Source organism: Streptomyces sp. BR1 (genome assembly GCF_052373795.1).
Lineage (GTDB): Bacteria > Actinomycetota > Actinomycetes > Streptomycetales > Streptomycetaceae > Streptomyces.
The window spans coordinates 3264833-3290416 of record NZ_CM126252.1; the positions used below are offsets into that span (position 1 = coordinate 3264833).

The 25584-nt window shown below is 70.7% G+C and carries 23 protein-coding genes; 14 read left to right on the forward strand and 9 right to left on the reverse strand.

Going from position 1 to position 25584, the window contains the following annotated elements:
- Positions 1–128 precede the first annotated feature (128 nt).
- Positions 129–803: a Crp/Fnr family transcriptional regulator gene (locus tag ACT1U9_RS14070; RefSeq protein WP_017947815.1), complete on the forward strand. Its 675-nt coding sequence runs from the start codon at positions 129–131 to the stop codon at positions 801–803.
- Positions 804–906: 103 nt separating this feature from the next.
- Here ACT1U9_RS14070 and ACT1U9_RS14075 read toward each other — a convergent pair whose 3' ends face one another.
- Together ACT1U9_RS14075 and ACT1U9_RS14080 are read right to left on the reverse strand one after the other, a co-directional pair.
- A complete protein-coding gene (locus tag ACT1U9_RS14075) occupies positions 907–1737 on the reverse strand; it encodes an MBL fold metallo-hydrolase (protein WP_444538636.1) in 831 nt (276 codons plus the stop codon).
- A 43-nt stretch (positions 1738–1780) separates the two neighbouring features.
- Entirely contained in the window at positions 1781–2659 is an 879-nt protein-coding gene (locus tag ACT1U9_RS14080) for an NUDIX hydrolase (RefSeq protein WP_444538637.1), read from the reverse strand.
- A gap of 448 nt (positions 2660–3107) precedes the next feature.
- Here ACT1U9_RS14080 and ACT1U9_RS14085 point away from each other — a divergent pair, with 448 nt between their 5' ends.
- The 3 genes from ACT1U9_RS14085 (at position 3108) to ACT1U9_RS14095 (ending at position 6455) form a co-directional block, all read left to right on the forward strand.
- Positions 3108–4208 (forward strand): S1C family serine protease, encoded by a 1101-nt coding sequence (locus ACT1U9_RS14085; protein ID WP_444538638.1) that lies wholly within the window; start codon positions 3108–3110, stop codon positions 4206–4208.
- Positions 4209–4293: 85 nt separating this feature from the next.
- Complete coding sequence (locus ACT1U9_RS14090) at positions 4294–5028, forward strand: response regulator transcription factor (protein WP_444538639.1); 735 nt, start codon at positions 4294–4296, stop codon at positions 5026–5028.
- Between the two features lie 8 nt (positions 5029–5036).
- The gene (locus ACT1U9_RS14095; RefSeq protein WP_444538640.1) at positions 5037–6455 is read left to right on the forward strand and encodes a sensor histidine kinase; all 1419 of its coding nucleotides are present in this window, start codon (positions 5037–5039) and stop codon (positions 6453–6455) included.
- A 60-nt stretch (positions 6456–6515) separates the two neighbouring features.
- Here the strand turns inward: ACT1U9_RS14095 and ACT1U9_RS14100 are convergent, their stop codons facing one another.
- Entirely contained in the window at positions 6516–8342 is a 1827-nt protein-coding gene (locus ACT1U9_RS14100) for a bifunctional metallophosphatase/5'-nucleotidase (protein WP_444538641.1), read from the reverse strand.
- A gap of 165 nt (positions 8343–8507) precedes the next feature.
- Here ACT1U9_RS14100 and mshD point away from each other — a divergent pair, with 165 nt between their 5' ends.
- The 8 genes from mshD to pstB all read left to right on the forward strand — a co-directional run bounded on the left by mshD (position 8508) and on the right by pstB (position 17925).
- A complete protein-coding gene (mshD, locus tag ACT1U9_RS14105; RefSeq protein ID WP_444538642.1) occupies positions 8508–9446 on the forward strand; it encodes a mycothiol synthase in 939 nt (312 codons plus the stop codon).
- Between the two features lie 335 nt (positions 9447–9781).
- Positions 9782–12028 carry an RNA degradosome polyphosphate kinase gene (locus ACT1U9_RS14110; RefSeq protein WP_444538643.1) on the forward strand — a complete coding sequence of 749 codons (2247 nt, stop codon included), beginning with the start codon at positions 9782–9784 and terminating at the stop codon, positions 12026–12028.
- On the forward strand, positions 12015–13016 hold the full coding sequence (locus ACT1U9_RS14115; RefSeq protein WP_444538644.1) for a CHAD domain-containing protein: 1002 nt from the start codon (positions 12015–12017) through the stop codon (positions 13014–13016). The genes ACT1U9_RS14110 and ACT1U9_RS14115 overlap by 14 nt, the downstream gene beginning before the upstream one ends.
- Positions 13013–13435, forward strand: a complete 423-nt coding sequence (locus ACT1U9_RS14120) for an NUDIX hydrolase (protein WP_444538645.1) — start codon at positions 13013–13015, stop codon at positions 13433–13435. The genes ACT1U9_RS14115 and ACT1U9_RS14120 overlap by 4 nt, the downstream gene beginning before the upstream one ends.
- Before the next feature lie 282 nt (positions 13436–13717).
- A complete protein-coding gene (gene pstS / locus ACT1U9_RS14125; RefSeq protein ID WP_444538646.1) occupies positions 13718–14860 on the forward strand; it encodes a phosphate ABC transporter substrate-binding protein PstS in 1143 nt (380 codons plus the stop codon).
- A gap of 141 nt (positions 14861–15001) precedes the next feature.
- Positions 15002–15994: a phosphate ABC transporter permease subunit PstC gene (gene pstC / locus ACT1U9_RS14130; RefSeq protein WP_444538647.1), complete on the forward strand. Its 993-nt coding sequence runs from the start codon at positions 15002–15004 to the stop codon at positions 15992–15994.
- A complete protein-coding gene (pstA, locus tag ACT1U9_RS14135) occupies positions 15994–17070 on the forward strand; it encodes a phosphate ABC transporter permease PstA (protein WP_444538648.1) in 1077 nt (358 codons plus the stop codon). Before pstC ends, pstA begins: the two co-directional genes overlap by 1 nt.
- A 78-nt stretch (positions 17071–17148) precedes the next feature.
- Positions 17149–17925, forward strand: coding sequence for a phosphate ABC transporter ATP-binding protein PstB (gene pstB / locus ACT1U9_RS14140; RefSeq protein WP_444538649.1), 777 nt, complete (start codon positions 17149–17151; stop codon positions 17923–17925).
- Positions 17926–18099: 174 nt separating this feature from the next.
- Here pstB and ACT1U9_RS14145 read toward each other — a convergent pair whose 3' ends face one another.
- Positions 18100–19098 (reverse strand): inorganic phosphate transporter, encoded by a 999-nt coding sequence (locus ACT1U9_RS14145; RefSeq protein WP_444538650.1) that lies wholly within the window; start codon positions 19096–19098, stop codon positions 18100–18102.
- Between the two features lie 5 nt (positions 19099–19103).
- Positions 19104–19724 carry a DUF47 domain-containing protein gene (locus ACT1U9_RS14150; protein ID WP_444538651.1) on the reverse strand — a complete coding sequence of 207 codons (621 nt, stop codon included), beginning with the start codon at positions 19722–19724 and terminating at the stop codon, positions 19104–19106.
- 230 nt (positions 19725–19954) lie between these two features.
- Here ACT1U9_RS14150 and ACT1U9_RS14155 point away from each other — a divergent pair, with 230 nt between their 5' ends.
- The gene (locus ACT1U9_RS14155) at positions 19955–20293 is read left to right on the forward strand and encodes a metal-sensitive transcriptional regulator (protein ID WP_188272847.1); all 339 of its coding nucleotides are present in this window, start codon (positions 19955–19957) and stop codon (positions 20291–20293) included.
- A gap of 100 nt (positions 20294–20393) precedes the next feature.
- Here ACT1U9_RS14155 and ACT1U9_RS14160 read toward each other — a convergent pair whose 3' ends face one another.
- Both ACT1U9_RS14160 and ACT1U9_RS14165 read right to left on the reverse strand, forming a co-directional pair.
- Complete coding sequence (locus ACT1U9_RS14160) at positions 20394–20576, reverse strand: hypothetical protein (RefSeq protein ID WP_444538652.1); 183 nt, start codon at positions 20574–20576, stop codon at positions 20394–20396.
- A 157-nt stretch (positions 20577–20733) separates the two neighbouring features.
- Positions 20734–21579: a hypothetical protein gene (locus ACT1U9_RS14165; RefSeq protein WP_444538653.1), complete on the reverse strand. Its 846-nt coding sequence runs from the start codon at positions 21577–21579 to the stop codon at positions 20734–20736.
- 476 nt (positions 21580–22055) lie between these two features.
- Between ACT1U9_RS14165 and ACT1U9_RS14170 the strand changes: the two genes are divergently transcribed.
- Complete coding sequence (locus ACT1U9_RS14170; RefSeq protein WP_444538654.1) at positions 22056–23603, forward strand: FAD-binding oxidoreductase; 1548 nt, start codon at positions 22056–22058, stop codon at positions 23601–23603.
- Between the two features lie 26 nt (positions 23604–23629).
- Here the strand turns inward: ACT1U9_RS14170 and ACT1U9_RS14175 are convergent, their stop codons facing one another.
- Together ACT1U9_RS14175 and ACT1U9_RS14180 are read right to left on the reverse strand one after the other, a co-directional pair.
- Complete coding sequence (locus ACT1U9_RS14175) at positions 23630–24373, reverse strand: phosphatase PAP2 family protein (RefSeq protein ID WP_444538655.1); 744 nt, start codon at positions 24371–24373, stop codon at positions 23630–23632.
- 209 nt (positions 24374–24582) lie between these two features.
- Complete coding sequence (locus ACT1U9_RS14180) at positions 24583–25584, reverse strand: bifunctional lytic transglycosylase/C40 family peptidase (RefSeq protein ID WP_444539105.1); 1002 nt, start codon at positions 25582–25584, stop codon at positions 24583–24585.

The window sequence follows — 25584 nt, forward strand, 5'->3', positions numbered from 1 at the left end:
CCCCAATCGGCCCCCTGCCGCACAGTCCGGCGCCCGGGTGCGTCATCCTTGTGATTGATCGCACTGTTTACCCCGTCCGGCAAAATGGGGAGCACGGTCCCCTGTACCGGTCGACAAGGAGAGAACTCGTGGACGACGTTCTGCGGCGCGCCCCGCTCTTCGCGGCGCTCGATGATGAGCAGGCCGCGGAGCTCCGCGCCTCGATGAGTGAGGTGACGCTCGCCCGCGGCGACGCCCTCTTCCACGAGGGCGACCCCGGCGACCGCCTGTACGTGGTCACCGAGGGCAAGGTCAAGCTCCACCGCACCTCGCCCGACGGCCGCGAGAACATGCTGGCCGTCCTCGGCCCCGGCGAGCTGATCGGCGAGCTGTCGCTGTTCGACCCGGGTCCGCGTACCGCCACGGCGACCGCGCTGACCGAGGTCAAGCTGCTGGGCCTGGGCCACGGCGACCTCCAGCCCTGGCTGAACGCGCGCCCGGAGGTGGCCACGGCGCTGCTGCGCGCCGTCGCCCGCCGGCTGCGCAAGACCAACGACCAGATGTCCGACCTGGTCTTCTCGGACGTCCCGGGCCGCGTCGCCCGTGCGCTCCTCGACCTGTCGCGCCGCTTCGGCGTGCAGTCGGAGGAGGGCATCCACGTGGTGCACGACCTGACGCAGGAAGAGCTGGCCCAGCTGGTCGGCGCGTCCCGCGAGACGGTCAACAAGGCGCTGGCGGACTTCGCGCAGCGTGGGTGGCTGCGGCTGGAGGCCCGCGCGGTGATCCTGCTGGACGTCGAGCGGCTGGCCAAGCGGTCGCGCTGACGCGGCGGCTTTTGCTTGTACGTACGGGCCCGTTTCCCCTGGTGGGGAGGCGGGCCCGTTGCGTTGTCAGTGGTCGGGTCTAGCTTGGGAATGTGGCTGGGTGCTAGATCAGGCCGTGCTCGCGCAGGTATTCCAGCTGGGCGCGTACGGAGAGTTCGGCGGCCGGCCACAGGGAACGGTCGACGTCCGCGTAGACACGGGCCACCACGTCCGCCGCCGTGGTGTGGCCGTCCTCCACGGCCGTCTCCACCTGGGCCAGCCGGTGGGCTCGGTGGGCCAGGTAGAACTCGATGGCGCCCTGGGCGTCGTCGAGGACCGGGCCGTGCCCTGGCAGTACGGTGCGCACGCCGTCGTCGACCGTCAGCGAGCGCAGCCGCCGCAGTGAGTCGAGGTAGTCGCCGAGGCGGCCGTCGGGGTGGGCGACGACGGTCGTGCCGCGCCCGAGGACCGTGTCACCCGTCAACACGGCCCGGTCGGCGGGGAGATGGAAGCAGAGCGAGTCGGCGGTGTGGCCGGGGGTGGGCACCACCCACATCTCCAGGCCGCCGGTGGTGATCACGTCACCGGCTGCGAGGCCCTCGTCGCCGAGGCGCAACGCCGGGTCGAGGGCGCGTACGTGCGTACGCGTCAGCTCGGCGAAGCGGGCCGCGCCCTCGGCGTGGTCGGGGTGGCCATGGGTGAGCAGGGTGAGCGCGACCCGCTTGCCCATCTGCTCGGCGGTCGCTACAACGCTCCGCAGATGGGCGTCGTCGAGCGGCCCGGGGTCGATGACGACCGCGAGGTCCGAGTCGGGCTCGGCCACGATCCAGGTGTTGGTGCCGTCGAGGGTCATCGCGGACGCGTTGGGCGCGAGGACGTTGACGGCACGGTCGGTGGCGGGGCCGGAGAGCACCCCGCCGCGCGGCTGGCCGGGGAGGGCGGCTGCTTCGGTCACGCCGTGGTGCCTTCCATCGAGCCGTGGGGGGTGGCTGCTTCCGTCATGTGGTCGTTCCTTCGGCCGTGTGGATGCGCTTGGTGAACTCGTCGTGGCCGGGCCAGCTCAGCACGATCTCGCCGTCGTCGCCGAGGCTCGCCCGGGCCAGTACGGGGGTGAGGTCGCGGGTGACCGCCGCCGCCAGGGCCTGGGCGGGGGTGGCGTACGGGAGGAGGGCGCGCAGGGTCGAAACGGTCGGCGGCATCATCAGGAGCTCGCCCCGGTCGTACCCGGCGGTGGCCTCGGCGGGGCCGATCCACACGGTGCGGTCGGCCTCGGTGGAGGCGTTGCGGGTGCGCTGGCCCTCGGGGAGCGCGGCGACGAAGAACCAGGTGTCGTACCGCTTCGGCTCGAACTCGGGGGTGATCCAGCGCGCCCACGCGCCCAGCAGGTCCGAGCGCAGGACGAGGCCTCGGCGGTCCAGGAACTCGGCGAAGGAGAGGTCGCGGGCTACGAGGGCGAGGCGGTCGGCCTCCCAGTCGTCGCCGGTGGTGTCGCCGACGACGCTCTCGGCGTCGGGGCCGGCGAGGAGGACGCCGGACTCCTCGTACGTCTCGCGGACTGCGGCGCAGACGATGGCCTGGGCGTCGTCGGGGTCCACGCCCAGGCTTTCCGCCCAGGTCTCTCTGGTCGGGCCGGCCCAGCCGATGCGGCGTGCGTCGTCGCGGGGGTCCACGCCGCCGCCGGGGTACGCGTACGCGCCTGCGGCGAAGGCCATGGAGGTGCGGCGGCGGAGCATGTGTACGGCGAGGGTGTCCTGCCGTGCGTTTTTGAGGAGGAGGACTGTTGCGGCGCGGCGGGGTTGTACGGGGACCAGGTCGCCGTGGGCGAGGGCGCGGATCCGGTCGGGCCATTCCGGCGGGTACCACTGACCATTGGGCATGGCGGGAGGCTATCCGCTGACGCGCGCATGTTCGAGGCCCCACCTGCCCGTGCCTGGGGCTACGCCCCCGGTCCCCCTGCCGGGGCTACGCCCCGAACCCCGCGCGCCCCGCCTGCGGCGGGCGATTCCCCACCCCGCCCCTTCCCGAAAGCCCTGGGCGGGCGGCCGGGTGGGGGTTGGGGTGGGCTGCCTGGGGCTACGCCCCCGGACCCCCTTGGTTCGGCTGGCCGCCGGTGGGGGTTGCTCGCGCAGTTCCCCGCGCCCCTAACCACCTAGGGGCGCGGGGAACTGCGCGAGCAACCCAGCACGATCCGCACCCGACAAGATCCCCCGGAGGGTCTAGGTGAAGGGGCGGGGTGGGGGTCTTTATTTCGGGCAAACATGGTTCTGCCGGGCTTCTCACCCCGTCCTCAGACGGCTCTCATCAAGCGCCGCGAAGGTGAAGGACATGAGCCTCCCCGAGCACGAGCCGCAGCAGCCGCAGCCGTATCCGCAGGCGTCCGGGGCCTACCCGCCCCCGCCGCCGTACGAGCCCGCCGCGCCCATGCACGCCGGGCCCGGGACCACCATCTGGCCCGGGAACGGGGACGGGGGCACGCCCCCCGGCAACCCCGACAGCCCCCGCCCACGCCGCGCCCGCCGCTCCGTCGGGCTCATCGCCGCCGTCGCCATCGCCGCGGCGGCCGTCGGCGGCGGGACCGCCACGCTCATAGAGCGGTGGACCGGCAACGGCACCACCGCCAGCGCCCCCGGCGTCAGCGGCACCAACGCCTCCAGGAGCACCAACGGCACCGTCGCCGGGGTCGCCCAGGCCGTCTCGCCCAGCATCGTGGAGATCAGCGCGACCTCGTCCTCCGGCGAGTCCACCGGCTCCGGGGTGATCGTCACCTCGGGCGGGGAGATCGTCACCAACAACCACGTCGTCGCCGGGTCCGACCAGGTCAAGGTGCGTACCAGCGACGGCAAGACGTACACCGCGAGCGTCGTCGGCACCGACCCCGACAAGGACCTCGCGCTCATCAAGGTGCAAGGCGCCAGCGGTCTGAAGCCCGCAAGCCTCGGCAACTCCGACAACCTGCGCGTCGGCGACCAGGTCGTAGCCATCGGCTCCCCCGAGGGCCTGACCGGCACCGTCACCAGCGGCATCGTCTCCGCCCTCAACCGCGACGTCACCGTCGCCAAGGAGCAGGGGCAGGGTCAGGGACAGGGAGACACCCAGGGTCAGGGACGCGGTCGCGGTGGCTGGCCGTTCGAGTTCGGTGGGCAGCAGTTCAACGGCGACACCGGGTCCTCGAAGACCACGTACAAGGCCATCCAGACCGACGCCTCCCTCAACCCGGGCAACTCCGGCGGCGCGCTCATCGACATGAACGGCAACATCATCGGCATCAACTCGGCCATGTACAGCCCGAGTTCCGCCAGTGCCTCCAGCTCGTCGGCCGGTAGTGTCGGGCTCGGGTTCGCCATCCCGATCAACACCGTCAAGGCCGACCTCGACAGTCTGCGGTCGGGCAGCGGTTCCGGCGGCGGCAGCGGCGCCAACAGCTGACGCCCGGCGGACGTCCGGCATGCGACGCTGGACAGCGCGAACCCGTACCGCCCCGACACCCGCCTCCGAGGAAGACCCCACACCGATGAGCCCCGCACCCGCCGAGGACGACACCCAGCGCATCCTGATCGTCGACGACGAGCCCGCCGTCCGCGAGGCGCTGCAGCGCAGTCTCGCCTTCGAGGGGTACGGGACGGAGGTCGCCGTCGACGGTCTGGACGCGCTGGCCAAGGCGGAGGCGTACCAGCCCGACCTGATCGTCCTCGACATCCAGATGCCCCGGATGGACGGGCTCACGGCCGCCCGGCGGCTGCGCGGCTCGGGGTCCACCACGCCCGTCCTGATGCTGACCGCCCGCGACACGGTCGGCGACCGCGTCACCGGGCTCGACGCGGGCGCCGACGACTACCTGGTCAAGCCGTTCGAGCTGGACGAGCTGTTCGCCCGCATCCGCGCGCTGCTGCGCCGCAGCTCGTACGCGCCCGCATCTGCCACCGAACAGCCCGACGACAACGTCCTGACCTTCGCCGACCTCCGTATGGACCTCGCGACCCGCGAGGTCACCCGGGGCGAGCGGGTCGTGGAGCTGACCCGTACCGAGTTCACGCTCCTGGAGATGTTCCTGGCCCATCCGCGCCAGGTGCTGACCCGCGAGCAGATCCTCAAGGCGGTCTGGGGCTTCGACTTCGAGCCGTCGTCCAACTCCCTCGACGTGTACGTCATGTATCTGCGCCGCAAGACCGAGGCGGGCGGCGAGCCGCGCGTCGTGCACACCGTGCGCGGTGTGGGGTACGCGCTGCGTGCGGGCGGCACGGAGTGAGGAGACCGGTGCGGTGGTTCCGCGAGCTGCCGCTCAGATCGCGGCTCGCGCTGCTGGTGGCGACAGCGGTCACGGTGGCGGTGGCCGCGGTGGCCGCCGCCTGCTGGTTCATCACCCAAGGCGTGCTGACCAGCCAGCTCGACAACCGGCTGCGCAACCAGGCGGCCAGCTCCGCCAGCGCGGACTACGCCACGGTCCTCGTCCAGACCTGCCGCAGCCCCAACCCCGAGCGGATCCGGCTGCCGGGCAACACCCCGCTGACCCAGGTCGTCTTCCCGGACGGCACGGTGTGCTCCAACCCCAGGTCCGCGCATCTGCCGGTGCGCCAGGCGGACATCGCCGTCGCCACCGGTCCGCGCGAGGACGCCCTGCACACCACGACGGACGGCGCCGGGGTGGAGCGCCGCGTCTACACCCGGGCGGCCCACATCAGCGGCCTCGGCGCGCAGGGCCGGGTGGCCGTCTCCATCGCGGTGCCGATGTCCGACGTGACGACGCCGCTCAACAAGCTGGCGATCGTCCTGCTGCTCGTCTCCGGCATAGGGGTCATCGGCGCCGGCGCCGCCGGTCTCTGGGTCGCCCGCGCGGGGCTCCGCCCGGTGGACCAGCTGACCGACACGGTCGAGCACGTGGCCCGTACCGAGGACCTGACCGTCCGTATCCCCGCCGAGGGCGAGGACGAGATCGCCCGGCTCTCGCGGTCGTTCAACGCGATGACCGCCGCCCTCGCCTCCTCCCGCGACCGCCAGGCGCAGCTCATCGCCGACGCGGGCCACGAGCTGCGCACCCCGCTGACCTCGCTGCGGACCAACATCGAGCTGCTCGCGCGCAGTGACGAGACGGGGCGGGTGATCCCGCCCGCCGACCGCAAGGCGCTGATGGTCTCGGTCAAGGCGCAGATGTCCGAACTCGCCTCCCTGATCGGCGACTTGCAGGAGCTGTCCCGGCCGGACGCCGTACGCGAGGGGCCGCTCGAAGTGGTCGGCTTCCACGACATCACCCGGATCGCCCTCGACCGCGCCCGGCTGCGCGGGCCCGAGCTCACCATCACGGCCGAGCTCGCGCCCTGGTACGTACGGGCCGAACCGGCGAAGCTGGAGCGCGCGGTCGTCAACGTCCTGGACAACGCGGTGAAGTTCAGCCCGCCCGGCGGCACGATCACCGTCGTCCTCGACCGGGGGGTGCTCTCCGTACGCGACCAGGGTCCCGGCATTCCGGCCGATGAACTCCCGCACGTCTTCGAGCGGTTCTGGCGCTCGCAGTCGGCCCGTTCGCTGCCCGGCTCGGGCCTCGGGCTCTCGATCGTGGCCCGTACGGTCGAGCACGCGGGCGGCACCATCGCGCTCGGCCCGGCCCCGGACGGCCCCGGCACGGTCGCCACCATCCGCCTCCCGGGCGCCCCGACCCCGCCGCCCGAGTACACGTGACAAAGCAGGAGGGGCGGCGGGCCAACCGGCCCGCCGCCCCTCACCACAGCTAATACGTGACTACTTCACGACCGTGATCCGGTTCTGGGCCGGCGGGGCGATCGGCGCGGACGCCGAGGAGTTCGCCGCCAGGTAGGCGTTGAAGACGTCCAGGTCGGACGCGCCGACCAGCTTGTTGGTGCCCTGGCCGAGCGCCGTGAAGCCGTCGCCGCCGCCCGCGAGGAACGCGTTCATCGCGACGCGGTACGACTTCGCCGGGTCGATGGCGACACCGTTCAGCTTCACCGTGTCGACGAGGACCCGGGCCGCGCCCGTCTTCGTCATGTCCAGCGTGTAGGTGAAGCCCTTCGAGACCTGGAGGATCTTCGGCTCGGCCTGGTTGCCGCCGCTGACCTGCTGCTGGAGGCCCTGGATCAGCTGGGCGCCGGACAGGCTGACGACGTTCATCATGTTGGTGAACGGCTGGACGGTGAACGCCTCGCCGTAGGTCACCACCCCGTCGCCCTCACTGCCGCTCGCCTTGTAGACGAGGTCGGAGCGGATGCCTCCGGGGTTCATGAACGCGATCTGGGCGCCGCCCTTGTCGTTCGGGGCGAGGCCCGCGAGCTGCGCGTCCGCGATCAGGTCGCCGAGCGGCTTCTCGGGCGCGTCGGAGCCGCGGCCGTTGATGTCGGCCGAGATGTAGCCCTGCGGCCGATTGGCGACCGGCGCGGCCAGCTTGTTCCAGCGGGCGATCAGCGCGCTGATGTCCGGCGCCTTGGCCTGGTCGCGGCTGACGATGTGGTTCACCGACTTCGGCGACTTCACGGCGGTGCGGACGATGTCCTTGGTCCGCTTGTCGTACGTCAGCGTCGTCTCGGTGAACAGCTTGCCGTAGGAGGCCGCCGAGGTGACCATGCGCGGGTTGCCCGCCGGGTCCGGGATGGTGCAGGCGTACGCGGTGTGGGTGTGGCCGGTGATCAGCGCGTCCACCTTGGGCGTGACGCCCTTGGCGATGTCGACGATCGGGCCGGACAGACCGCTGCCGGGGCCCGCCGAGTCGCAGTCGTAGTTGTACGCGTTGCTGGTCGGCAGCCCGCCCTCGTGGATCAGGGCGACGATGGACTTCACGCCCTGCCGGTCGAGCTCCTTGGCGTACTTGTTGATCGTCTCGATCTCGTCGTGGAACTTCAGGCCCTTGACGCCCTCGGCGGTCACGACGTCCGGTGTGCCCTTGAGGGTCACACCGATGAAGCCGATCCTGATGCCGTTCTTCTTCCAGACCGTGTACGGCTTGAGGATCGGCTTGCCGGTCTTCTCGCTGGTCACATTGGCCGCGAGATACGGGAAGTCCGCGCCCGGGAACTTCTTGCCCTTCTCGTAGCAGCCCTCGACCGGGTGGCAGCCGCCGTTCTGCATCCGGGCGAGCTCGACCGCGCCCTCGTCGAACTCGTGGTTGCCGACCGAGGTGACATCGAGCTTGATGTCGTTCAGCGCCTCGATGGTCGGCTCGTCGTGGAAGAGCCCCGAGAGCAGCGGGCTGGCGCCGACCATGTCACCGGCGGCGGCGGTGATCGAGTACGGGTGGCCCTTGCGCGCGTTGCGCAGCGAGGTCGCCAGGTACTCGACGCCGCCGGCCGGTATGGACTTCACCGTGCCGTCGGCCTGCTTCTCGGCCACCGTGCCCGCCGAGCCGGCCGGCGGCTCCAGGTTGCCGTGCAGATCGTTGAAGGAGAGCAGCTGGACGTCCACCGTCCGCGCGGGCTTCGGGTGGCCGTGCCCCTTGTCGTGGGCGTCGGCCGCGGGCATCGCGGCGACGAGCGCGCCGAGCGTGGTGAGTCCCGCGGCGGCCGCCAGGACCCGGCGGCCGGCGCGGCCGCCGCGGTTCTTCCGGGGTGTCGCTGACATCTCTCCCCTAGGTGGTTCAGTGGTCGTCCAGCGTGACGGATGAGGTCCGCCGCCAGCGGAAGCCTAGGGTCAACGCGCGTAGCGCGACAGGGGGATGGGGTTACGGGATGGTTGCCGTTTGGCGGTACGTCAGGTTTTGCCCCCGGCCGCCGTACGCTCGTACACATGACGACTGACCCCGCCGGCCCCGGCCCCTCCGGACGTGAGATCCAGACCCTCGACGAGCTGACCCACCCCCAGGCCCAGGAGGTGCTCGCGCTGCTCGCCGAGGCCGCCCGGGCCGACGGGCAGCAGGCCGTCTCCGAGCAGGGGCGGCTCCAGCTGCGGGGCGGGCGGCGGCCCGGGATCCGCCACTTCCTCCTCACCGTCACCTCCTCCGAGGGCACCGAGCTCATCGGCTACGCGCAGCTGGAGGACACCGACCCGATCGAGGCACCGGCCGCCGAACTCGTCATCCACCCCGCGCACCGCGGCCGCGGCCACGGGCGGGCGCTCGGCTCGGCGCTGCTCGGCGCGTCCGGCAAGCGGCTGCGGGTGTGGGCGCACGGCGGGCACTCCGCCGCCCGCCATCTCGCGCAGGTCCTCGGGCTCACCCTGTTCCGCGAACTGCGCCAGATGCGGCGGCCGTTGACCCCGCTCGACATCCCCGAGCCGGTCTACCCGCCGGGTGTCACCGTACGGACCTTCGTGCCCGGCGAGGACGACACGGCGTGGCTCGCGGTGAACGCGGCGGCCTTCGCGCACCACCCCGAGCAGGGCTCGCTGACCCAGCGCGACCTCGACGACCGCAAGGCCGAGCCGTGGTTCGACCCGAAGGGCTTCTTCCTCGCCGAGCGCGACGACCGCATCGTGGGCTTCCACTGGACGAAGGTGCACGCGGCGGAGAGGATCGGGGAGGTGTACGTCGTGGGCATCCGGCCGGATGCCCAGGGCGGCGGCCTCGGCAAGGCCCTCACCGCGACTGGCTTGCGCCATCTTGCGGGGGAGGGTGTGCCTGTGGCCATGTTGTACGTGGATGCCGACAACACGGCGGCCGTGACCGTGTATGAACGTCTTGGGTTCACCACCCATGAGGTGGATCTGATGTACCGGACCGAGTCCTGACCCTGGCCCCTTCCGGGGGTGGATTCTTCGTCTGCGGACCGTGCTGGGCTTGTCGCGCCCACGCGGCGGAGCCGCAGATGTCACAGCCCCGCGCCCCTACAAGTGCCCGGGAACGTCCAGCGCGGCAGGCCTGACATCCGCGTCAGGGCTCATATTCCTGCACGTCATGTCCTCGTTACCGGGCATTCAGACACGCTTGCGACGCTCAGCCAATGCAGCCCGAGGTGCCCCCCTCCCGGAACGGGACCGCCGCCCGCCCCAAGACGCTGGCTCCTGCCCGCTCCGACGTCCTCTCCGACGCGCCTGACCGCGCCCGGGCGCGGAAGAATGGGTTCATGAGCCAGCAGCCCAGCGCCGAGGTCCACCTCCAGCCCTCCTCCCAGCCGTCGGTCGGTTCCATAGCCGCGCACCGGCCGCACACCCTCGCGGCCGCCGTATCCGACCTGGAGCCGGACATCGACGCGGATCTGGACGCGTACGAGGGCTACGAGCGGGACGGGCAGCCGGTGGACGGCGAGGAGCTGCCGTCGGGGCGGTTCCTGGACCGGGAGCGCAGCTGGCTCGCCTTCAACGCGCGCGTCCTGGAGCTGGCCGAGGACCCGGCGACGCCGCTTCTGGAACGCGCCAATTTCCTGGCGATCTTCGCGTCGAACCTGGACGAGTTCTTCATGGTCCGGGTGGCCGGTCTGAAGCGCCGTATCGCGACCGGTGTCGCCACCCGGTCCGCCTCCGGGCTCCAGCCGCGCGAGGTCCTGGATCTGATCTGGAACCGCTCGCGCGAGCTCATGGCCCGGCACGCCGCCTGTTTCCAGCAGGACGTGGCCCCGGCGCTCGCCGACGAGAACATCCATCTGATCCGCTGGCCCGACCTCACCGAGAAGGAGCAGGCGCGGCTCTTCACGCTCTTCCGCCAGCAGATCTTCCCGGTGCTCACCCCGCTGGCCGTGGACCCCGCGCACCCCTTCCCGTACATCTCGGGGCTCTCGCTCAACCTCGCCGTCGTCGTGCGCAACCCGGTCAGCGGGCATCGCCACTTCGCGCGGGTCAAGGTGCCGCCGCTGCTCTCGCGGTTCCTGGAGGCGTCGCCGCAGCGGTACGTGCCGCTTGAGGACGTCATCGCGGCGCATCTGGAAGAGCTCTTCCCGGGGATGGAGGTGCTGGCGCACCACATGTTCCGGGTGACGCGGAACGAGGACCTGGAGGTCGAGGAGGACGACGCCGAGAACCTGCTCCAGGCGCTGGAGAAGGAGCTCATGCGGCGCCGCTTCGGACCGCCGGTGCGCCTTGAGGTCGAGGAGTCCATCGACCCGTACGTGCTCGATCTGCTGGTGCGCGAGCTGAAGATAAGCGACGCCGAGGTCTATCCGCTGCCCGGTCCCCTGGACCTCACCGGTCTCTTCGGTATCGCGGCCCTCGACCGTCCCGAGCTGAAGTTCCCCAAGTTCGTGGCCGGAACCCATCGGGACCTCGCCGAGGTCGAATCGGCCTCCGCACCCGACATCTTCGCCGCGCTGCGCGAGCGGGACGTACTGCTCCACCACCCGTACGACTCGTTCTCCACCTCGGTCCAGGCGTTCCTTGAGCAGGCGGCCGCCGACCCCGACGTACTCGCCATCAAGCAGACGCTGTACCGGACTTCGGGCGACTCGCCGATCGTCGACGCGCTGATAGACGCCGCCGAGTCCGGCAAGCAGGTGCTCGTCCTGGTCGAGATCAAGGCGCGCTTCGACGAGCAGGCCAACATCAAGTGGGCCCGCAAGCTGGAGGAGTCGGGCTGCCATGTGGTGTACGGCCTGGTCGGTCTGAAGACGCACTGCAAGCTGTCCCTGGTGGTGCGTCAGGAGGGCGACACGCTGCGGCGCTACTCGCACGTGGGCACCGGCAACTACCACCCCAAGACGGCCCGCCTCTACGAGGACCTGGGCCTGCTGACCGCCGACCCGCAGGTCGGGGCGGACCTGTCCGACCTGTTCAACCGGCTCTCCGGCTACTCGCGCCGCGAGACCTACCGCCGTCTCCTGGTCGCCCCCAAGTCCCTTCGGGACGGCCTGGTTTCGCGGATCAACAAGGAGACCGCGCACCACCGCGCCGGACGCCCCGCCTACGTACGCATCAAGGTCAACTCGATGGTCGACGAGGCCGTGATCGACGCCTGCTACCGGGCCTCGCAGGCCGGGGTGCCGGTCGACATCTGGGTGCGCGGGATCTGCGCGGCGCGGCCCGGGGTGACCGGTCTTTCCGAGAACATCCGGGTGCGGTCGATACTGGGGCGCTTCCTGGAGCACTCCCGGGTCTTCGCCTTCGGGAACGGCGGCGAGCCCGAGGTCTGGCTGGGCAGCGCCGACATGATGCACCGCAACCTCGACCGCCGTATCGAGGCACTGGTCCGGGTCACCGACCCGGCCCATCGCGCGGCTCTCACCCGGCTCCTTGAGACCGGCATGGCGGACACCACCTCGTCCTGGCACCTGGGCCCGGACGGGGAGTGGACCCGGCACGCGACCGACGCCGACGGGGTGCCGCTGCGGCACGTACAGGAGATGCTGATAGACGCCCGGAGGCGCCGGCGTGCTACGCCCTGAGAAATCCCCGGGACCGGAGACCGCCGGGGATGTGCTCGCCCCCTATCTCCACGCGCAGGCGGGGGAATTCCTGCGCAGTCTCCGCCTCCACCGCGAGGCGGGACCCGACAACGACGGCACCGAGGAGGCCGCGCGGGCACTGCGCCGCGCCGGCCGCCGCATCGGCGCCACCCTGCACACGTTCCGTCCGCTGCTCGACCCGTCCTGGGCCGACACTTTGCGTACGGAACTGGCCTGGCTCGGTGTGACGCTGGGCGGCGAGCACGCCTGCGCGGCGCGCCTCGCCCGGCTGCTCGACGGGCTGCAGCGGCTCTCCGGCACCCCGCAGGTGCCGCCGCCGCGCGGCGAGGCGGCGGCACTGGCCGTGGGCGCCGCCCGGGCCGGGGCGCTGCTCGAACGGCAGCTGACCCTTGCCCGGACCCGGGCGCACTCGGCGGCATTGCAGGCGCTGGGCTCGTCCCGGTTCCATGCCGTGGCCGACGCGGTGGCGCTGCTGGCCAGCGAGGTGCCGCTGTCCAGCTCGGCGGCCGCGTACGCGGTGGAGGTGCTGCCGCCGGCGGCCGAGTTCGCGGGCAAGCGGCTCGACGAGGCGGTGGCCGGGCTGCCGCTGGCCCGCGCGGCCCATCCGTACAACGCGGAGGCGCTCGTCCAGTCCGGCGAGGCGCAGGACGCCCCCTGGCACCAGGTACGGCTGCTGCTGCGGCTGCACCGGTACGCGCAGGACGTGCTGGGCACCGGGCGCCTGCCGCACGAGGGCGACGACCGGCTCGTGCGGGCGGGGGCCGCGCTCGACCGGCACCGGGACGCGGCCGAGGCGGCCGCTGCCGCCGCTGCCGCAGCCCGCACCCCGCGCATCGCCCCGGCGACCGCGTACGCGCTCGGGGTGCTCCACGCCGACCAGCGCCATGACGTGGAGGCCGCCCGGTTCGCCTTCCAGCGGATCTGGCAGCCGATGGCGGCGGTGACCACGGGGGTGAGCGCCCAATGAACCCGGCGCGCACGGTCCTCGCGGCGGGCTGCGTGCTGTGGCGCCGCTCGCCGTGGGGCGACGGCGGGCTGGAGATCTGCCTCGTGCACCGGCCGAAATACGACGACTGGTCGCTGCCGAAAGGCAAGCTCAAGCGGGGTGAGGACCCGCTCGCGGGGGCGCTGCGGGAGGTTCTGGAGGAGACTGGGCACATCTGTGCGCCAGGTGCCCGGCTGCCCTCCGTCCACTACATCGACGGGCAGGGCCGCCCCAAGGTGGTCGACTACTGGGCCGCCGAGGCGAGTGCGGGGAGTTTCGTGCCGTGCGACGAGGTCGACCGGCTGCTCTGGCTGCCCCCGGCTGCGGCCCGCCTCCGGCTCACCCAGCCCCGCGACCGCCATCTGGTGGACGCGCTCCTGGACGCCCTGCACCGGTCGTGACGGGAGCGCAGCGGGGGCGCAATCGGTATTTCCAAGCGCCCCCCAAGCCCCTGACCGGCACCGGCGCGCTCCCCCCGATCAGTTGAACACAAACCGGTAACGGCCGGCACCGCACTGACCGACACGGTTCACCTTCCGTTCACTCTCCTCCGTTGGCGGCTTCACCTGTTCTGCCTAATTTCGGCCTTACACGGTGTGCGGCGACCCGCCCCACCGGACACCTCTTCGCACGCCGCCGTACAACGAACGGACACCGGCGGCTCCTGGAAGGAACACCCGAAAGTGAAGCTTCAGCGCAAGAACCGGCTCCGCGCCACCGCTCTCGGCGTCATCGCCGTGTCCAGCGCCCTGGCCCTCACGGCGTGCGGCAGCGACAACAACAACGACACCTCCAGCTCCACCGGTGGCACCGGCAAGACCAGCGCCGCCTCCAACATCAAGTGCGACGGCGCCAAGGGCCAGCTCCTGGCCTCCGGCTCCTCCGCCCAGAAGAACGCCATGGACCTGTGGGTCAAGAACTACATGGCGGCCTGCAAGGGCGTCGAGATCAACTACAAGTCCTCCTCGTCCGGTGAGGGCATCATCGCCTTCAACCAGTCGACGGTCGGCTTCGCCGGTTCCGACTCCGCGCTGAAGCCGGAGGAGGTCGCCAGCTCCAAGAAGGTCTGCGCCGCCGGCGGCCAGGGCATCAACCTCCCGATGGTCGGCGGCCCGATCGCGATCGGCTTCCACCTGGAGAACGTCAACAGCCTGGTCCTGGACGCCCCGACGATCGCCAAGATCTTCAACGGCAAGATCAAGAACTGGAACGACGAGGCCATCGCCAAGCTGAACCCGGGCGCCAAGCTCCCGGACAAGGCGATCCAGGCCTTCCACCGCTCCGAGGACTCCGGCACCACGCAGAACCTCGGCAAGTACCTCGGCGCCACCGCCAAGGCCGACTGGCCGTACACCGCCGAGAAGAAGTGGCCGGCCCCGGGCGGCCAGGCCGCGTCCGGCTCCGCCGGTGTCGCCGCGCAGGTCAAGCAGACGGACGGCGCGATCGGCTACTTCGAGCTCTCGTACGCCACCGCCCAGTCGATCAAGACCGTGGACATCAACACGGGTGCCGCGGCCCCGGTCAAGGCCACCCCGGAGAACGCCTCCAAGGCGATCGCCGCCGCCAAGATCAAGGGCACCGGCAAGGACCTGGCCCTGGGCCTGGACTACGCCACCAAGGCCGACAACGCCTACCCGATCGTCCTCGTCACGTACGAGATCGCCTGCGACAAGGGCAACAAGGCCGACACCCTCGGCACGGTCAAGTCCTTCCTGAGCTACACCTCGGGCGACGAGGGCCAGAAGATCCTCTCGGACGCCGGCTACGCGCCGATCCCGGCCGAGATCAACGCCAAGGTCCGCGAGACGGTCGCCTCCCTCTCCTAAGGATCTCCTGGCCGACAGCCGGCGACTGATCCGCCGGCTCGACGCCCCCGGGGCGGGGGCCCCGTCCGGCCCCCGCCCCCTCCATCCGGTGCACCGCCGCCAGGGGACCCATCCAGTCCCCGCCCACAGACCGGAAAGATCATGGCTTCCATAACCACCGACACCTCACCACCGGCGCCCCCGGCACCGGTCCTGCGCGCCAAGTCCACCGGACGCGCGGGCGACAAGATCTTCCTCGGGCTCTCCCGGGGCTCCGGCATCCTGCTGCTCGTCCTGATGGCGTCGATCGCCGCCTTCCTCAGCGTCCGGGCCGGGATCGCCATCTCCAAGGACGAGGGCAACTTCTTCACCACGTTCGACTGGAACCCGGCCGCCGACAAGCCGGTCTTCGGCATCGCGGTGCTGCTCTTCGGCACCGTCGCCAGCTCGCTGATCGCGATGGTCATCGCGGTCCCGGTCGCCGTCGGCATCGCCCTGTTCATCTCGCACTACGCGCCGCGCAAGCTGGCCGCGCCCCTCGCGTACGTGGTCGACCTGCTGGCCGCCGTGCCGTCGATCATCTACGGCATCTGGGGCGCCCTCTTCCTCGTGCCCTACCTCGACGGCATGAACTCCTGGCTCGACACCTACCTGGGCTGGACCTTCGTCTTCCACAAGACCGAGGTCGGCGTCGCGCGCTCGCTGTTCACCGTCGGCATCCTGCTCGCGATCATGATCCTGCCGATCGTGACCAGCGTGAGCCGCGAAGTCTTCCTCCAGGTCCCGCGGATGAACGAGGAGGCCGCGCTGGCCCTCGGCGCCACCCGCTGGGAGGTCATCCGCCTTTCGGTGCTGCCCTTCGGCCGCTCCGGCGTCATCTCCGCCTCGATGCTGGGCCTCGGACGCGCGCTCGGCGAGACGATGGCCGTCGCCACGGTCCTCTCCCCGAGCTATCTCATCTCGCTGCACCTGCTCAACCCGGGTGGCGGCACCTTCGCCCAGAACATCGCGGCGAAGTTCGACGAGGCCAACCAGCTCGGCCGGGACGCCCTGATCGCCTCCGGCCTGGTCCTCTTCGTCCTCACCCTGCTGGTCAACGGCGCGGCCCGCCTGATCATCGCGCGCCGCAAGGAGTACTCGGGGGCGAACGCCTGATGTCCAACGCAGTTGTCCAGGACGCCCGCCCGGCCGCCCCGGCCCCCCGCAAGGGCAGCCTGAGCCGCCGGGGCCTGCCCCGCTGGGCCACGGCCGCCTTCGGCGCCGCCGGCATCGCGCTCGGCTGCGGCATCGGCCTCGTCTTCGGTCTCTCCAGCAAGGTCCAGTGGGGCCTGATCTCCGCGATCCTGTTCGTGCTCATCTCGTACGTGGTCACCTCGGCCGTCGAGAACAAGCGCCAGGCCAAGGACCGCGTCGCCACCTCGCTGGTGTGGGTCTGCTTCATCCTCGCCCTGATCCCGCTGCTGTCCCTGCTGTGGACGACGATCAGCCGTGGCACGAAGGTCCTCAACGGGAACTTCCTCAGCCACTCGATGGCGGGCGTGCCCGGCTTCCAGCCCGGCGGCGGTGTCTACCACGCACTGATCGGCACCCTGGAGCAGGTCGGCATCGCCACCCTGATCTCCGCCCCGCTCGGCCTGCTGACCGCGGTCTACCTCGTGGAGTACGGCAAGGGCGCGCTCGCCAAGGCCGTGACGTTCTTCGTGGACGTCATGACCGGCATCCCCTCCATCGTGGCGGGTCTGTTCATCCTGACCCTGATGCTGATGTTCGAGCTCAAGCCGTCCGGCTTCATGGGCTCGCTGGCACTGGCGATCCTGATGATGCCGGTCGTGGTCCGCTCCACCGAGGAGATGCTCAAGCTCGTCCCGAACGAGCTGCGCGAGGCCTCGCTGGCGCTCGGCGTGCCGAAGTGGCGCACGATCCTGAAGGTGGTCCTGCCGACCGCGATCGGCGGCATCACCACGGGCGTCATGCTCGCCATCGCCCGTATCGCCGGTGAGACCGCCCCGATCATGCTGCTCGTCTTCGGCAGCCAGCTGATCAACACCAACCCGTTCGACGGCGCTCAGTCCTCGCTCCCGTTCTACATCTGGGAGCAGTACCGGGTGGGCAGCGACGCGTCGTACGACCGCGCGTGGGCCGCCGCCCTGGTCCTGATCGCCTTCGTCATGATCCTCAACCTGGTGGCCCGCGGCATCGCCCGCTGGAAGGCCCCCAAGACCGGTCGCTGAAGCGACGATTTCCGGCTCCGCCGGGCGGGGCCACACCAGCGACCCTTTCTCGCACGCCCGAAAGAAGCAGTGATTCAGATGGCCAAGCGAATCGACGTCAGCGGCCTGACCGCGTACTACGGCGCCCACAAGGCGATCGAGGACATCTCGATGACCGTGGAGCCCCGCTCCGTGACCGCCTTCATCGGCCCGTCCGGCTGCGGCAAGTCCACGTTCCTGCGCACCCTGAACCGGATGCACGAGGTCACCCCCGGTGGCCGCGTCGAGGGCAAGGTGCTCCTGGACGACGAGAACCTGTACGGGAGGGACGTCGACCCGGTCGCCGTGCGCCGTACGGTCGGCATGGTCTTCCAGCGCCCGAACCCGTTCCCGACGATGTCGATCTTCGACAACGTGGCGGCGGGCCTGCGCCTGAACGGCTCGTACAAGAAGAACCAGCTGGCGGACGTCGTCGAGAAGTCCCTCAAGGGCGCGAACCTCTGGAACGAGGTCAAGGACCGCCTCAACAAGCCCGGCTCGGGCCTGTCGGGCGGCCAGCAGCAGCGCCTGTGCATAGCGCGGGCGATCGCGGTGGAGCCCGACGTCCTGCTGATGGACGAACCGTGCTCGGCGCTCGACCCGATCTCGACCCTCGCGATCGAGGACCTGATCGGCGAGCTGAAGGAGCGCTTCACGATCGTCATCGTGACGCACAACATGCAGCAGGCGGCGCGCGTCTCGGACCGTACGGCCTTCTTCAACCTGGCGGCCGTCGGCCAGCCGGGCCGCCTGGTCGAGATCGACGAGACCGCGCGGATCTTCTCCAACCCGTCCGTCCAGGCGACCGAGGACTACATCTCCGGCCGCTTCGGATAGACCCCCCGACGTCTGCGGTGCTGCATGGCGGTGCCACCGCAAGACGAAGGGCCCGCCCCCTGGTGTCAGGGGGCGGGCCCGTTTTGCGTCCACGGACCGGTGGGGGCTTGTCGCGCAGGCGAAAACAAAGGGGCCCGGGGCGAAGCCCCGAGCCCCAGATCACGCCACGGCGGCTCAGCCGAAGAAGAGCCGCACCACGTAATAGCTACCGGCAGCCACCAGCGCCGCCGCCGGCATCGTGATGAACCACCCGAGAATGATGTTCTTCGCAACGCCCCAACGAACGGCGTTGACCCGCTTCGTCGCGCCCACACCCATGATCGCCGACGTGATCACATGCGTCGTGGAGATCGGCGCCTTGAACAGGAACGCCGTGAGGAACATGATCGACGCCCCAGTGGTCTCCGCCGCAAACCCCTGCGGCGGATCCAGCTCAATGATCTTGCGCCCGAGCGTCCGCATGATCCGCCAGCCACCCGCGTACGTACCCAGCGAGAGCATCACCGCACAGGAGATCTTCACCCACACCGGAATCGGCGCGTCAGCGCTCTGCACATCGCCGATGACCAGGGCCATCACCACGATGCCCATCGTCTTCTGGGCGTCCTGGAGGCCGTGACCGAGCGCCATACCCGCCGCCGACACGGTCTGCGCGATACGGAAGCCGCGCTTGGCCTTGTGCGGGTTGGCCTTGCGGAACATCCACATGATCGCGCACATCACCAGATAACCGGCGATGAGACCGACGATCGGCGACAGGAACATCGGGATGACGATCTTCTCCAGCACACCCGACCAGATGACATGCGTGCCACCCGCGAGCGCCGCGCCCACCATGCCGCCGAACAGCGCGTGCGAGGAGGACGAGGGAAGACCGAAGTACCAGGTGACGAGGTTCCAGACGATCGCGCCGAGCAGCGCGGCGAAGAGGATGCCCATCCCCTTGTCGCCGGTCGGCGTCTCGATCAGGCCCTTGCTGACGGTGTGCGCGACGCCCTGCCCGAGGAAGGCGCCGGCGAGGTTCATCACCGCCGCCATCGCCAGCGCCGCGCGCGGGGTCAGCGCCCGCGTCGAGACGGAGGTCGCGATGGCGTTCGCCGAGTCGTGGAACCCGTTCGTGTACGTGAATCCGAGCGCGACCGCGATGGTCACGACCAGTGCAAAGGTGTCCACGGAGGTCAGGACTCCTTGACGGCGATGGTCTCCACCGTGTTCGCCACGTGCTCGAAGGCGTCGGCGGCCTCTTCGAGTACGTCCACGATCTGCTTGAGCTTGAGCACCTCAATGGCGTCGTACTTGCCGTTGAAGAGATGGGCGAGCAGCTTGCGGTGGATCTGGTCGGCCTGGTTCTCCAGCCGGTTGACCTCGATCCAGTACTCGGTGAGGTTGGCCATCGTCCGCAGGTTCGGCATGGCCTCGGCGGTCAGCTCGGCCGCCCGGGCCAGGACCTCGATCTGCTGCTCGACACCCTTGGGCAGTTCCTCGACGTTGTAGAGGACGACGAGGTCGACGGCCTCCTCCATGAAGTCCATGATGTCGTCGAGCGACGACGCGAGGGTGTAGATGTCCTCGCGGTCGAACGGCGTGATGAAGGAGGAGTTCAGCTGGTGGAAGATCGCGTGGGTAGCGTCGTCGCCCGCGTGCTCCGCTGCCCGCATCCGCTCCGCGATCTCGGCCCGGGATGCGGAGTCCGCTCCGAGCAGTTCCATCAGGAGCTTGGAGCCCGTGACGATGTTGTCCGCGGATGCGGCGAACATGTCATAGAAGCTCGTCTCCCTGGGGGTCAGACGAAAGCGCACGTGGGGTCCTCGGGGTGCTCTGGATTCGGTCAGGCTGATGCTAGGCGCATCATCCGGCCACGGCTAACCGGCGTACTTCAGTGTCGCCCATCAGGCAGAGTGATCAGCACGGGCCCCCGGCCCGCCCCCAGGCCCGTTCCCCGGGCCACCACCGGGCCCGCTTCCGCGGGATTCGTTACCCTATACCCACGAGGGGTATCCACCCCCTCTTCGCACCACGGGAGGACGCGATGACGACCACCGAGCCCGCCGAGCCGGACACCGTCCTCACGGACCAGCCGCACGCGGTTCACGGCTACCACAAGCAGAAGGACGAGCACCTCAAGCGGCTGCGCCGCATCGAGGGCCAGATCCGCGGGCTCCAGCGCCTGGTGGACGAGGACGTCTACTGCATCGACATACTCACCCAGGTCTCCGCCTCCACGAAGGCCCTCCAGTCCTTCGCCCTCCAACTCCTGGAAGAACACCTCCGCCACTGCGTCGCGGACGCGGCGGTGAAGGGCGGCGGCGAGATCGACGCAAAGGTGGAAGAAGCCACAAAGGCAATCGCCCGCCTGCTGCGCACGTAACGCCGGGGGGCGCCGCTCAGTGCGTGCACCCCGGCCACATGGCCGAATCCCGTCGGGCGGGCCCGGGGGAGGGCATCCGGCCGTACGGGGTTGGCCGGAATCAGTCCCCCGGCACTGCACGCCGCTCCGGCTCGACGTTGAGCACCTCGTCGATCCGGTCGGGACTGAGCCGATCCTCGTCCGCCCCCGCCGCCGCGATCATCAACTCGCCGCACAGCTCGATCTCGACGAGGGCCACGTGGTCCTGGACGGTTGCGCTGCGGAGCCCGGCCACGCACCTCACCCCTCTACCCCTCTTTCTGCCGTCGTCGACTTCCTAGAGTAGGAAGAGGGACACAGCCCGCGCATGGCACGGACGGACCATTTACGCCACCGTCCATGACCGGATTCCGGGACGCCACCGCCGACTCCCCCGCACCCGGCCCCCTACGACCCGATCACTACTCGATCTTCCCCGCGTAGATGTCCCGGTCCGCCGGCAGCCGTACGGCCGCGGGCACCCCGAACCCGTACAGCAGCGTCGTCGAGGCGACCGCGACCGTACGCCCCTGGTTGACGTAACTGAACTGCTGCCGCAGCTTGCGCAGCAGCCCCTGCGCGTCGAAGTACGCGTCGAACGGCACCGCGCCCTTCTGTCTGCCGAACCCTTTCGCCGCGGCGGCCAGCGAGTCGCGCGCGTGCGGACCGGCCGCGCTCGCCGCCTTCGGGATGTCGGCGGTGCCCCGGTAGTGCCGCACCCGGACGCCCGCCAGGTTCTCCTCGCCCACATACGTCACGCCCCCGGCGCCGCGCAGGAGTTCGGCGGCGACCATCGGATCCGTGACGCCGCCGGTGACCAGATTGCCGTCCGGCAGCGACGCCGTGTCGACCCGGACCCATTTGTCGGCGGGCACCCCCGCGCCCCGGTTCTTCATGTACAGCTCGCCCGGCGCGAGCAGTTCGGTGATCGGCAGATGCTCCTCGGCGCCCGCCGCGTCCTTGGGCAGCACCACCTTCAACTGGCCCATGCGGTGCGTGAAGTCGTACACCCCCTCGCCCCGGATGGTCACCCTCGTACCGCCCGACGCCATCTCCATGGAGGTGCTGGCCTTGGAGCTACGGGCGGCCACCAGCCCGTCGACCGCGCCCGCCACCACCTGCCCCGGGTCGGCGGTCCGCCCGTCGGAGCCCCCGGCGCCGCCGGATCCGCCCTCGCCACACCCGGTCACCAGCATTCCGGCGGCCGTCACCCCGGCCACGACGGCACCGGCGAACCCCGCCCCGCGTTTGTGCCGCCGTACCGTCATCGTCGCTCGACCCCCAACCGCCATCCTCAACCGACGCACCACCCGTCTCGCATAACGACCGCGTCCCTGCGGCGGTCACGCTCGGGCCCGGCCCGGGGGTCCGGGCGCGGGTCGCCCTGGGTACCGTTGCTCTGTGCCCCAGCAAGCCTCGGACTCCGAGCACCGGACCACGACGACCGAGCGCGGCAGCTTCGCGCATGCGCGGTGTTCTTGTGGGTGGGTCGGCCCCGCTCGTCGCTCGCGCGACAAGGCGCGCGTCGACGCGTCCGACCACGAGTCATCGGGGTAGACCCCGACCCCTTTGCGCTGTCGTCTGGCCGCGGGCCGGTGGGGGCTTGTCGCGCAGTTCCCCGCGCCCCTATGGAAACCGGCCGTAGGTCAAGTGCGGACCATGCTGGGTTGCTCGCGCAGTTCCCCGCGCCCCTAAATGCTCGGCCACACTTTTGAGGTGCGGGCCATTGGGGAAGGCGTGGCCCATGCATCGGCGTTCTTTGCTCGTCGCCGGGGTCGGGGCCGCCGTGGCCGGGTGCGGCCCCGCCGCCGGCCGTACTGCGCCCACCCCCACCGGCAGGACCAGTTCGGCCACCGTCGACTGGGCCGCCCTCGGGCGCGGGCTGAGCGGGCTGTTCGTGCGGCCCGGGGACGCCTCGTATCCCGTCGCGCGGCAGCTCTACAACACCCGGTTCGACAGCCTGGCCCCCGCCGCCGTCGCGTACGTGGCGGGTGACGGGGACATCCAGGAGTGCCTCGCGTTCGCCCGCGTGCACCGCGTCCCCGTCGCCATCCGCAACGGCGGCCATTCGTACGCCGGTTGGTCGTCCGGCAACGGACGCCTCGTCATCGATGTGTCCAAGCTCGATGAGATTCGTACGGACTCGTCCACCGCCACCATCGGCTCGGGGGCCCGGCTGCTCGATGTCTATCTCGGGCTGGGGAAGGCGGGACGCACCATTCCCGGTGGTTCCTGCCCCACCGTCGGGATCTCCGGGCTCACCCTCGGCGGCGGGCACGGGGTCGCCACGCGCGCGTACGGGGCGACCTGCGACAGCCTCAGCGCCGCCACCCTCATCACCGCCGACGGCAAGAAGGTCACGGCCGACGCGGACCACGACCCCGACCTCTTCTGGGCCCTGCGCGGCGCGGGCAACGGCAACTTCGGGGTGGTCACCGAGCTCACCTTCCGTACGCACGACGCCCCGCAGTCCGTCACCGCGTATCTGACCTGGCCCTGGTCGAAGGCGCAGGCGGTAGTCGAGGCGTGGCAGGAGTGGGGGCCGGACCAGCCCGACGAGATCTGGTCCGCCTGCCATCTCGCGGCGGGCGCGAGCACGCCGGGCTCCCGTGCCGCCCCGACCGTCAACGTCGCCGGGTTCTCGCTGGGCTCGTACGGCGACCTCCAGAACGCCGTCGACCAGCTCGCCGACCGCGCGGGCGCCCCGGCCCCCAGTCTCTCGCTGCGTCGGCACAGCTACACCGACGCGATGCTCGGGTACGCCGGGTGCAGCACGCTCTCCGAGGCCCAGTGCCACCTGGCCGGCGCCGTCCCCGGCCGCACCCCGCAGGGCGCGCTCCAGCGCGAGACGTACGCCGCCCGGTCCGCCTTCTTCGACCGCGCGCTCCCGGCCGACGGCGTACGGGCGCTGCTCGCCCGGGCCGAGGCGTTCGCCGGCGTCACGGCGGCGCAGGGCGGCGGGGGCGGGAACATCGATCTCACCGCGCTCGGCGGCGCGCTCAACCGGGTGGCACCGGACGCGACGGCGTTCGTGCACCGCCGCTCGCGCGTGCTCGCGCAGTACACCGCGTCCTGGCGCCCGGGCACCCCCGGAACGGCCCAGCGAGCGTGGCTGGATTCCACCCATGACGCGCTGAGCCGGTACGCCTCCGGGGCCGCCTACCAGAACTACACCGACCCGCAGCTGACGGACTGGCGCACCGCGTACTACGGAGCGGCCGCACCCCGGCTCGTACGCCTCAAGCACCAGTACGACCCGGGCCGTCTCTTCGACTTCCCGCAGGCGCTGTGAGGCGACGGAGGGCCCTCGGAACTCCCTTACGCCGCCAGGTCGTTCTCGCCGGGACCGGTACCGGCGCCTTTCCCGGGGCCGCTTCCCTTGCCCGCGCGGGACTCGGGAAGGTCCACGGCGAGCCGCAGCGACGCCGTGCCCGCGCGCCGCGACCGTACGAGACGGCCGAGGCGGGGCGAGCGCGCGATCCGCGACACCAACGGGGTGAGCAGCAGCAAGGCGAGCGGCGCGAGGAGCAGGGCGACGGCGGTGCCGAGCGCGAAGCCGCCGACCACGTCGGTCGGATAGTGCACGCCCATGTAGACCCGGCAGAAGCCCTCGGCGATCGCGAGTGCGATCGCGACGGCGCCGAACTTGCGGTGTGCGACGAAGAGTCCGGCCCCGATCGCCATCGCCAGCGTGGCGTGGTCGCTCACGAACGAGTAGTCGGTCTTGCCGTCCACCAGGACGTCGAGCCCCTTGTGGTCGACGAAGGGCCTCGGCCGTTCCACGAATCCCCTGATGGGGATGTTGACGAGCAGCGCGATCCCGGCGGCGAGCGGCGCCCAGACGAGGGCGGCGACCGCGCTCATCGCGCTGTCCCGGTCCTCCCGGCGCCGCAGGCTCCACCAGCACCACAGCACGACGAGGACGAGGGCGAGCAGGATTCCGTACTCGCCGACGAACTCCATGACGCGGTCGAACCACGTCGGCGCGGACTTGGCCAGTCCGTTGATGTCGTAGAGCAGGCTGACGTCCGGGTTCGCCCCGTCCATCGCGAGTTCAGCCATGCCACGGCCCCTTGCCTGTGCGTGTCGCTACCAACCCCCGTGGTCAGTACTCCTGCGGTCACTGTCCACTGAACGGCCTCCGGGGCCCGCGCGTTCCACTCTCCACGGAATGATCACTACGACGTTATCGAAGAGTGACTCATCGTCGCAGCTCAGGGCCATGGCCTGACGGAGTGTTGCGACACTTTCCGGCCATCGCGTACCGCCGGTCACGCGGCCGGCTTGAACGTCGGCAGCGCCGCCGCGCCGTCCTTGGTCACCCGGGTCGCGCCGAAGTAGTCGGGCGCGTCGATCTTGTCGAAGCGGATGACTGCGCCGGTGTACGGGGCGTTGATCATGTACCCGCCACCGACGTACAGCCCGACGTGGTGGATGGCGCGGGAGTTGGACAGATCGGTGGAGAAGAAGACGAGGTCGCCGGGGAGGAGTTCGTTACGGGAGGGGTGCGGCCCGGCGTTGTACTGGTCGTTGGCCACGCGCGGCAGCTCGATCCCGACGCTCTGGTAGGCGGCCTGCATCAGCCCCGAACAGTCGAACCGTCCCCCCTGCTCCGGGGTCCCCTCCCCGCCCCAGAGGTAGGGCGTGCCGAGCTTCTGCTGCGCGTAGTAGATGGCACCTGCGGCCTTCTGGGAGGGGGCGACTCGGGAGATGGGGGCGGCGAAGCTTTTTTCCAGGGTGCGGATGGATTTCACGTAGCCCTGGGTCTCGGGATACGGCGGCACCCCGTTGTACTTGATCACCGCGTACGCGCCCGCGTTGTAGGCGGCCAGCATGTTGCTGCTCTGATCACCCGGCACGTTCTTGACGTACTTGGCGAGTTCGCAGTCGTACGAGGCGGCCGACGGAATGGCGTCCTCCGGGTCCCACACGTCCTTCTTGCCGTCCCCGTTGCCGTCGATTCCGTGCGCTTCCCAGGTGCCGGGGATGAACTGGGCGATGCCCTGGGCATTGGCGGGGCTGACGATCGTCGGGTTCCAGCCGCTCTCCGAGTACAGCTGGGCGGCGAGCAGCGCCGGGTTGACCGCCGGGCAGAGGTTGCCCCACTTCTGCACGATCGACTGGTACTTGGCCGGGACGGCCCCCTTGGCGAGCCCGACCGACCGCCCGCCACCGCCGAGGCCACCGGCCAGACCGGCCGCAGCCGAGTAGGTGCCGACGACGAGCAGCGCGAGGAAGGCCAGGCTCAGCCCGACCCCGATCCCGCCTGCCAC

What these genes read in the sequence shown, in the direction of transcription:
- ACT1U9_RS14080 (WP_444538637.1), bottom strand. Translation starts at nt 2,659, where the DNA reads ATGCCCAATGGTCAGTGGTACCCGCCGGAATGGCCCGACCGGATCCGC.
- pstA (WP_444538648.1), top strand. Translation starts at nt 15,994, where the DNA reads ATGTCCAACGCAGTTGTCCAGGACGCCCGCCCGGCCGCCCCGGCCCCC.
- mshD (WP_444538642.1), top strand. Translation starts at nt 8,508, where the DNA reads ATGACGACTGACCCCGCCGGCCCCGGCCCCTCCGGACGTGAGATCCAG.
- ACT1U9_RS14110 (WP_444538643.1), top strand. Translation starts at nt 9,782, where the DNA reads ATGAGCCAGCAGCCCAGCGCCGAGGTCCACCTCCAGCCCTCCTCCCAG.
- ACT1U9_RS14100 (WP_444538641.1), bottom strand. Translation starts at nt 8,342, where the DNA reads ATGTCAGCGACACCCCGGAAGAACCGCGGCGGCCGCGCCGGCCGCCGG.
- pstB (WP_444538649.1), top strand. Translation starts at nt 17,149, where the DNA reads ATGGCCAAGCGAATCGACGTCAGCGGCCTGACCGCGTACTACGGCGCC.
- ACT1U9_RS14175 (WP_444538655.1), bottom strand. Translation starts at nt 24,373, where the DNA reads ATGGCTGAACTCGCGATGGACGGGGCGAACCCGGACGTCAGCCTGCTC.
- ACT1U9_RS14155 (WP_188272847.1), top strand. Translation starts at nt 19,955, where the DNA reads ATGACGACCACCGAGCCCGCCGAGCCGGACACCGTCCTCACGGACCAG.
- ACT1U9_RS14085 (WP_444538638.1), top strand. Translation starts at nt 3,108, where the DNA reads ATGAGCCTCCCCGAGCACGAGCCGCAGCAGCCGCAGCCGTATCCGCAG.
- ACT1U9_RS14170 (WP_444538654.1), top strand. Translation starts at nt 22,056, where the DNA reads ATGCATCGGCGTTCTTTGCTCGTCGCCGGGGTCGGGGCCGCCGTGGCC.
- ACT1U9_RS14165 (WP_444538653.1), bottom strand. Translation starts at nt 21,579, where the DNA reads ATGACGGTACGGCGGCACAAACGCGGGGCGGGGTTCGCCGGTGCCGTC.
- ACT1U9_RS14090 (WP_444538639.1), top strand. Translation starts at nt 4,294, where the DNA reads ATGAGCCCCGCACCCGCCGAGGACGACACCCAGCGCATCCTGATCGTC.
- pstC (WP_444538647.1), top strand. Translation starts at nt 15,002, where the DNA reads ATGGCTTCCATAACCACCGACACCTCACCACCGGCGCCCCCGGCACCG.
- ACT1U9_RS14120 (WP_444538645.1), top strand. Translation starts at nt 13,013, where the DNA reads ATGAACCCGGCGCGCACGGTCCTCGCGGCGGGCTGCGTGCTGTGGCGC.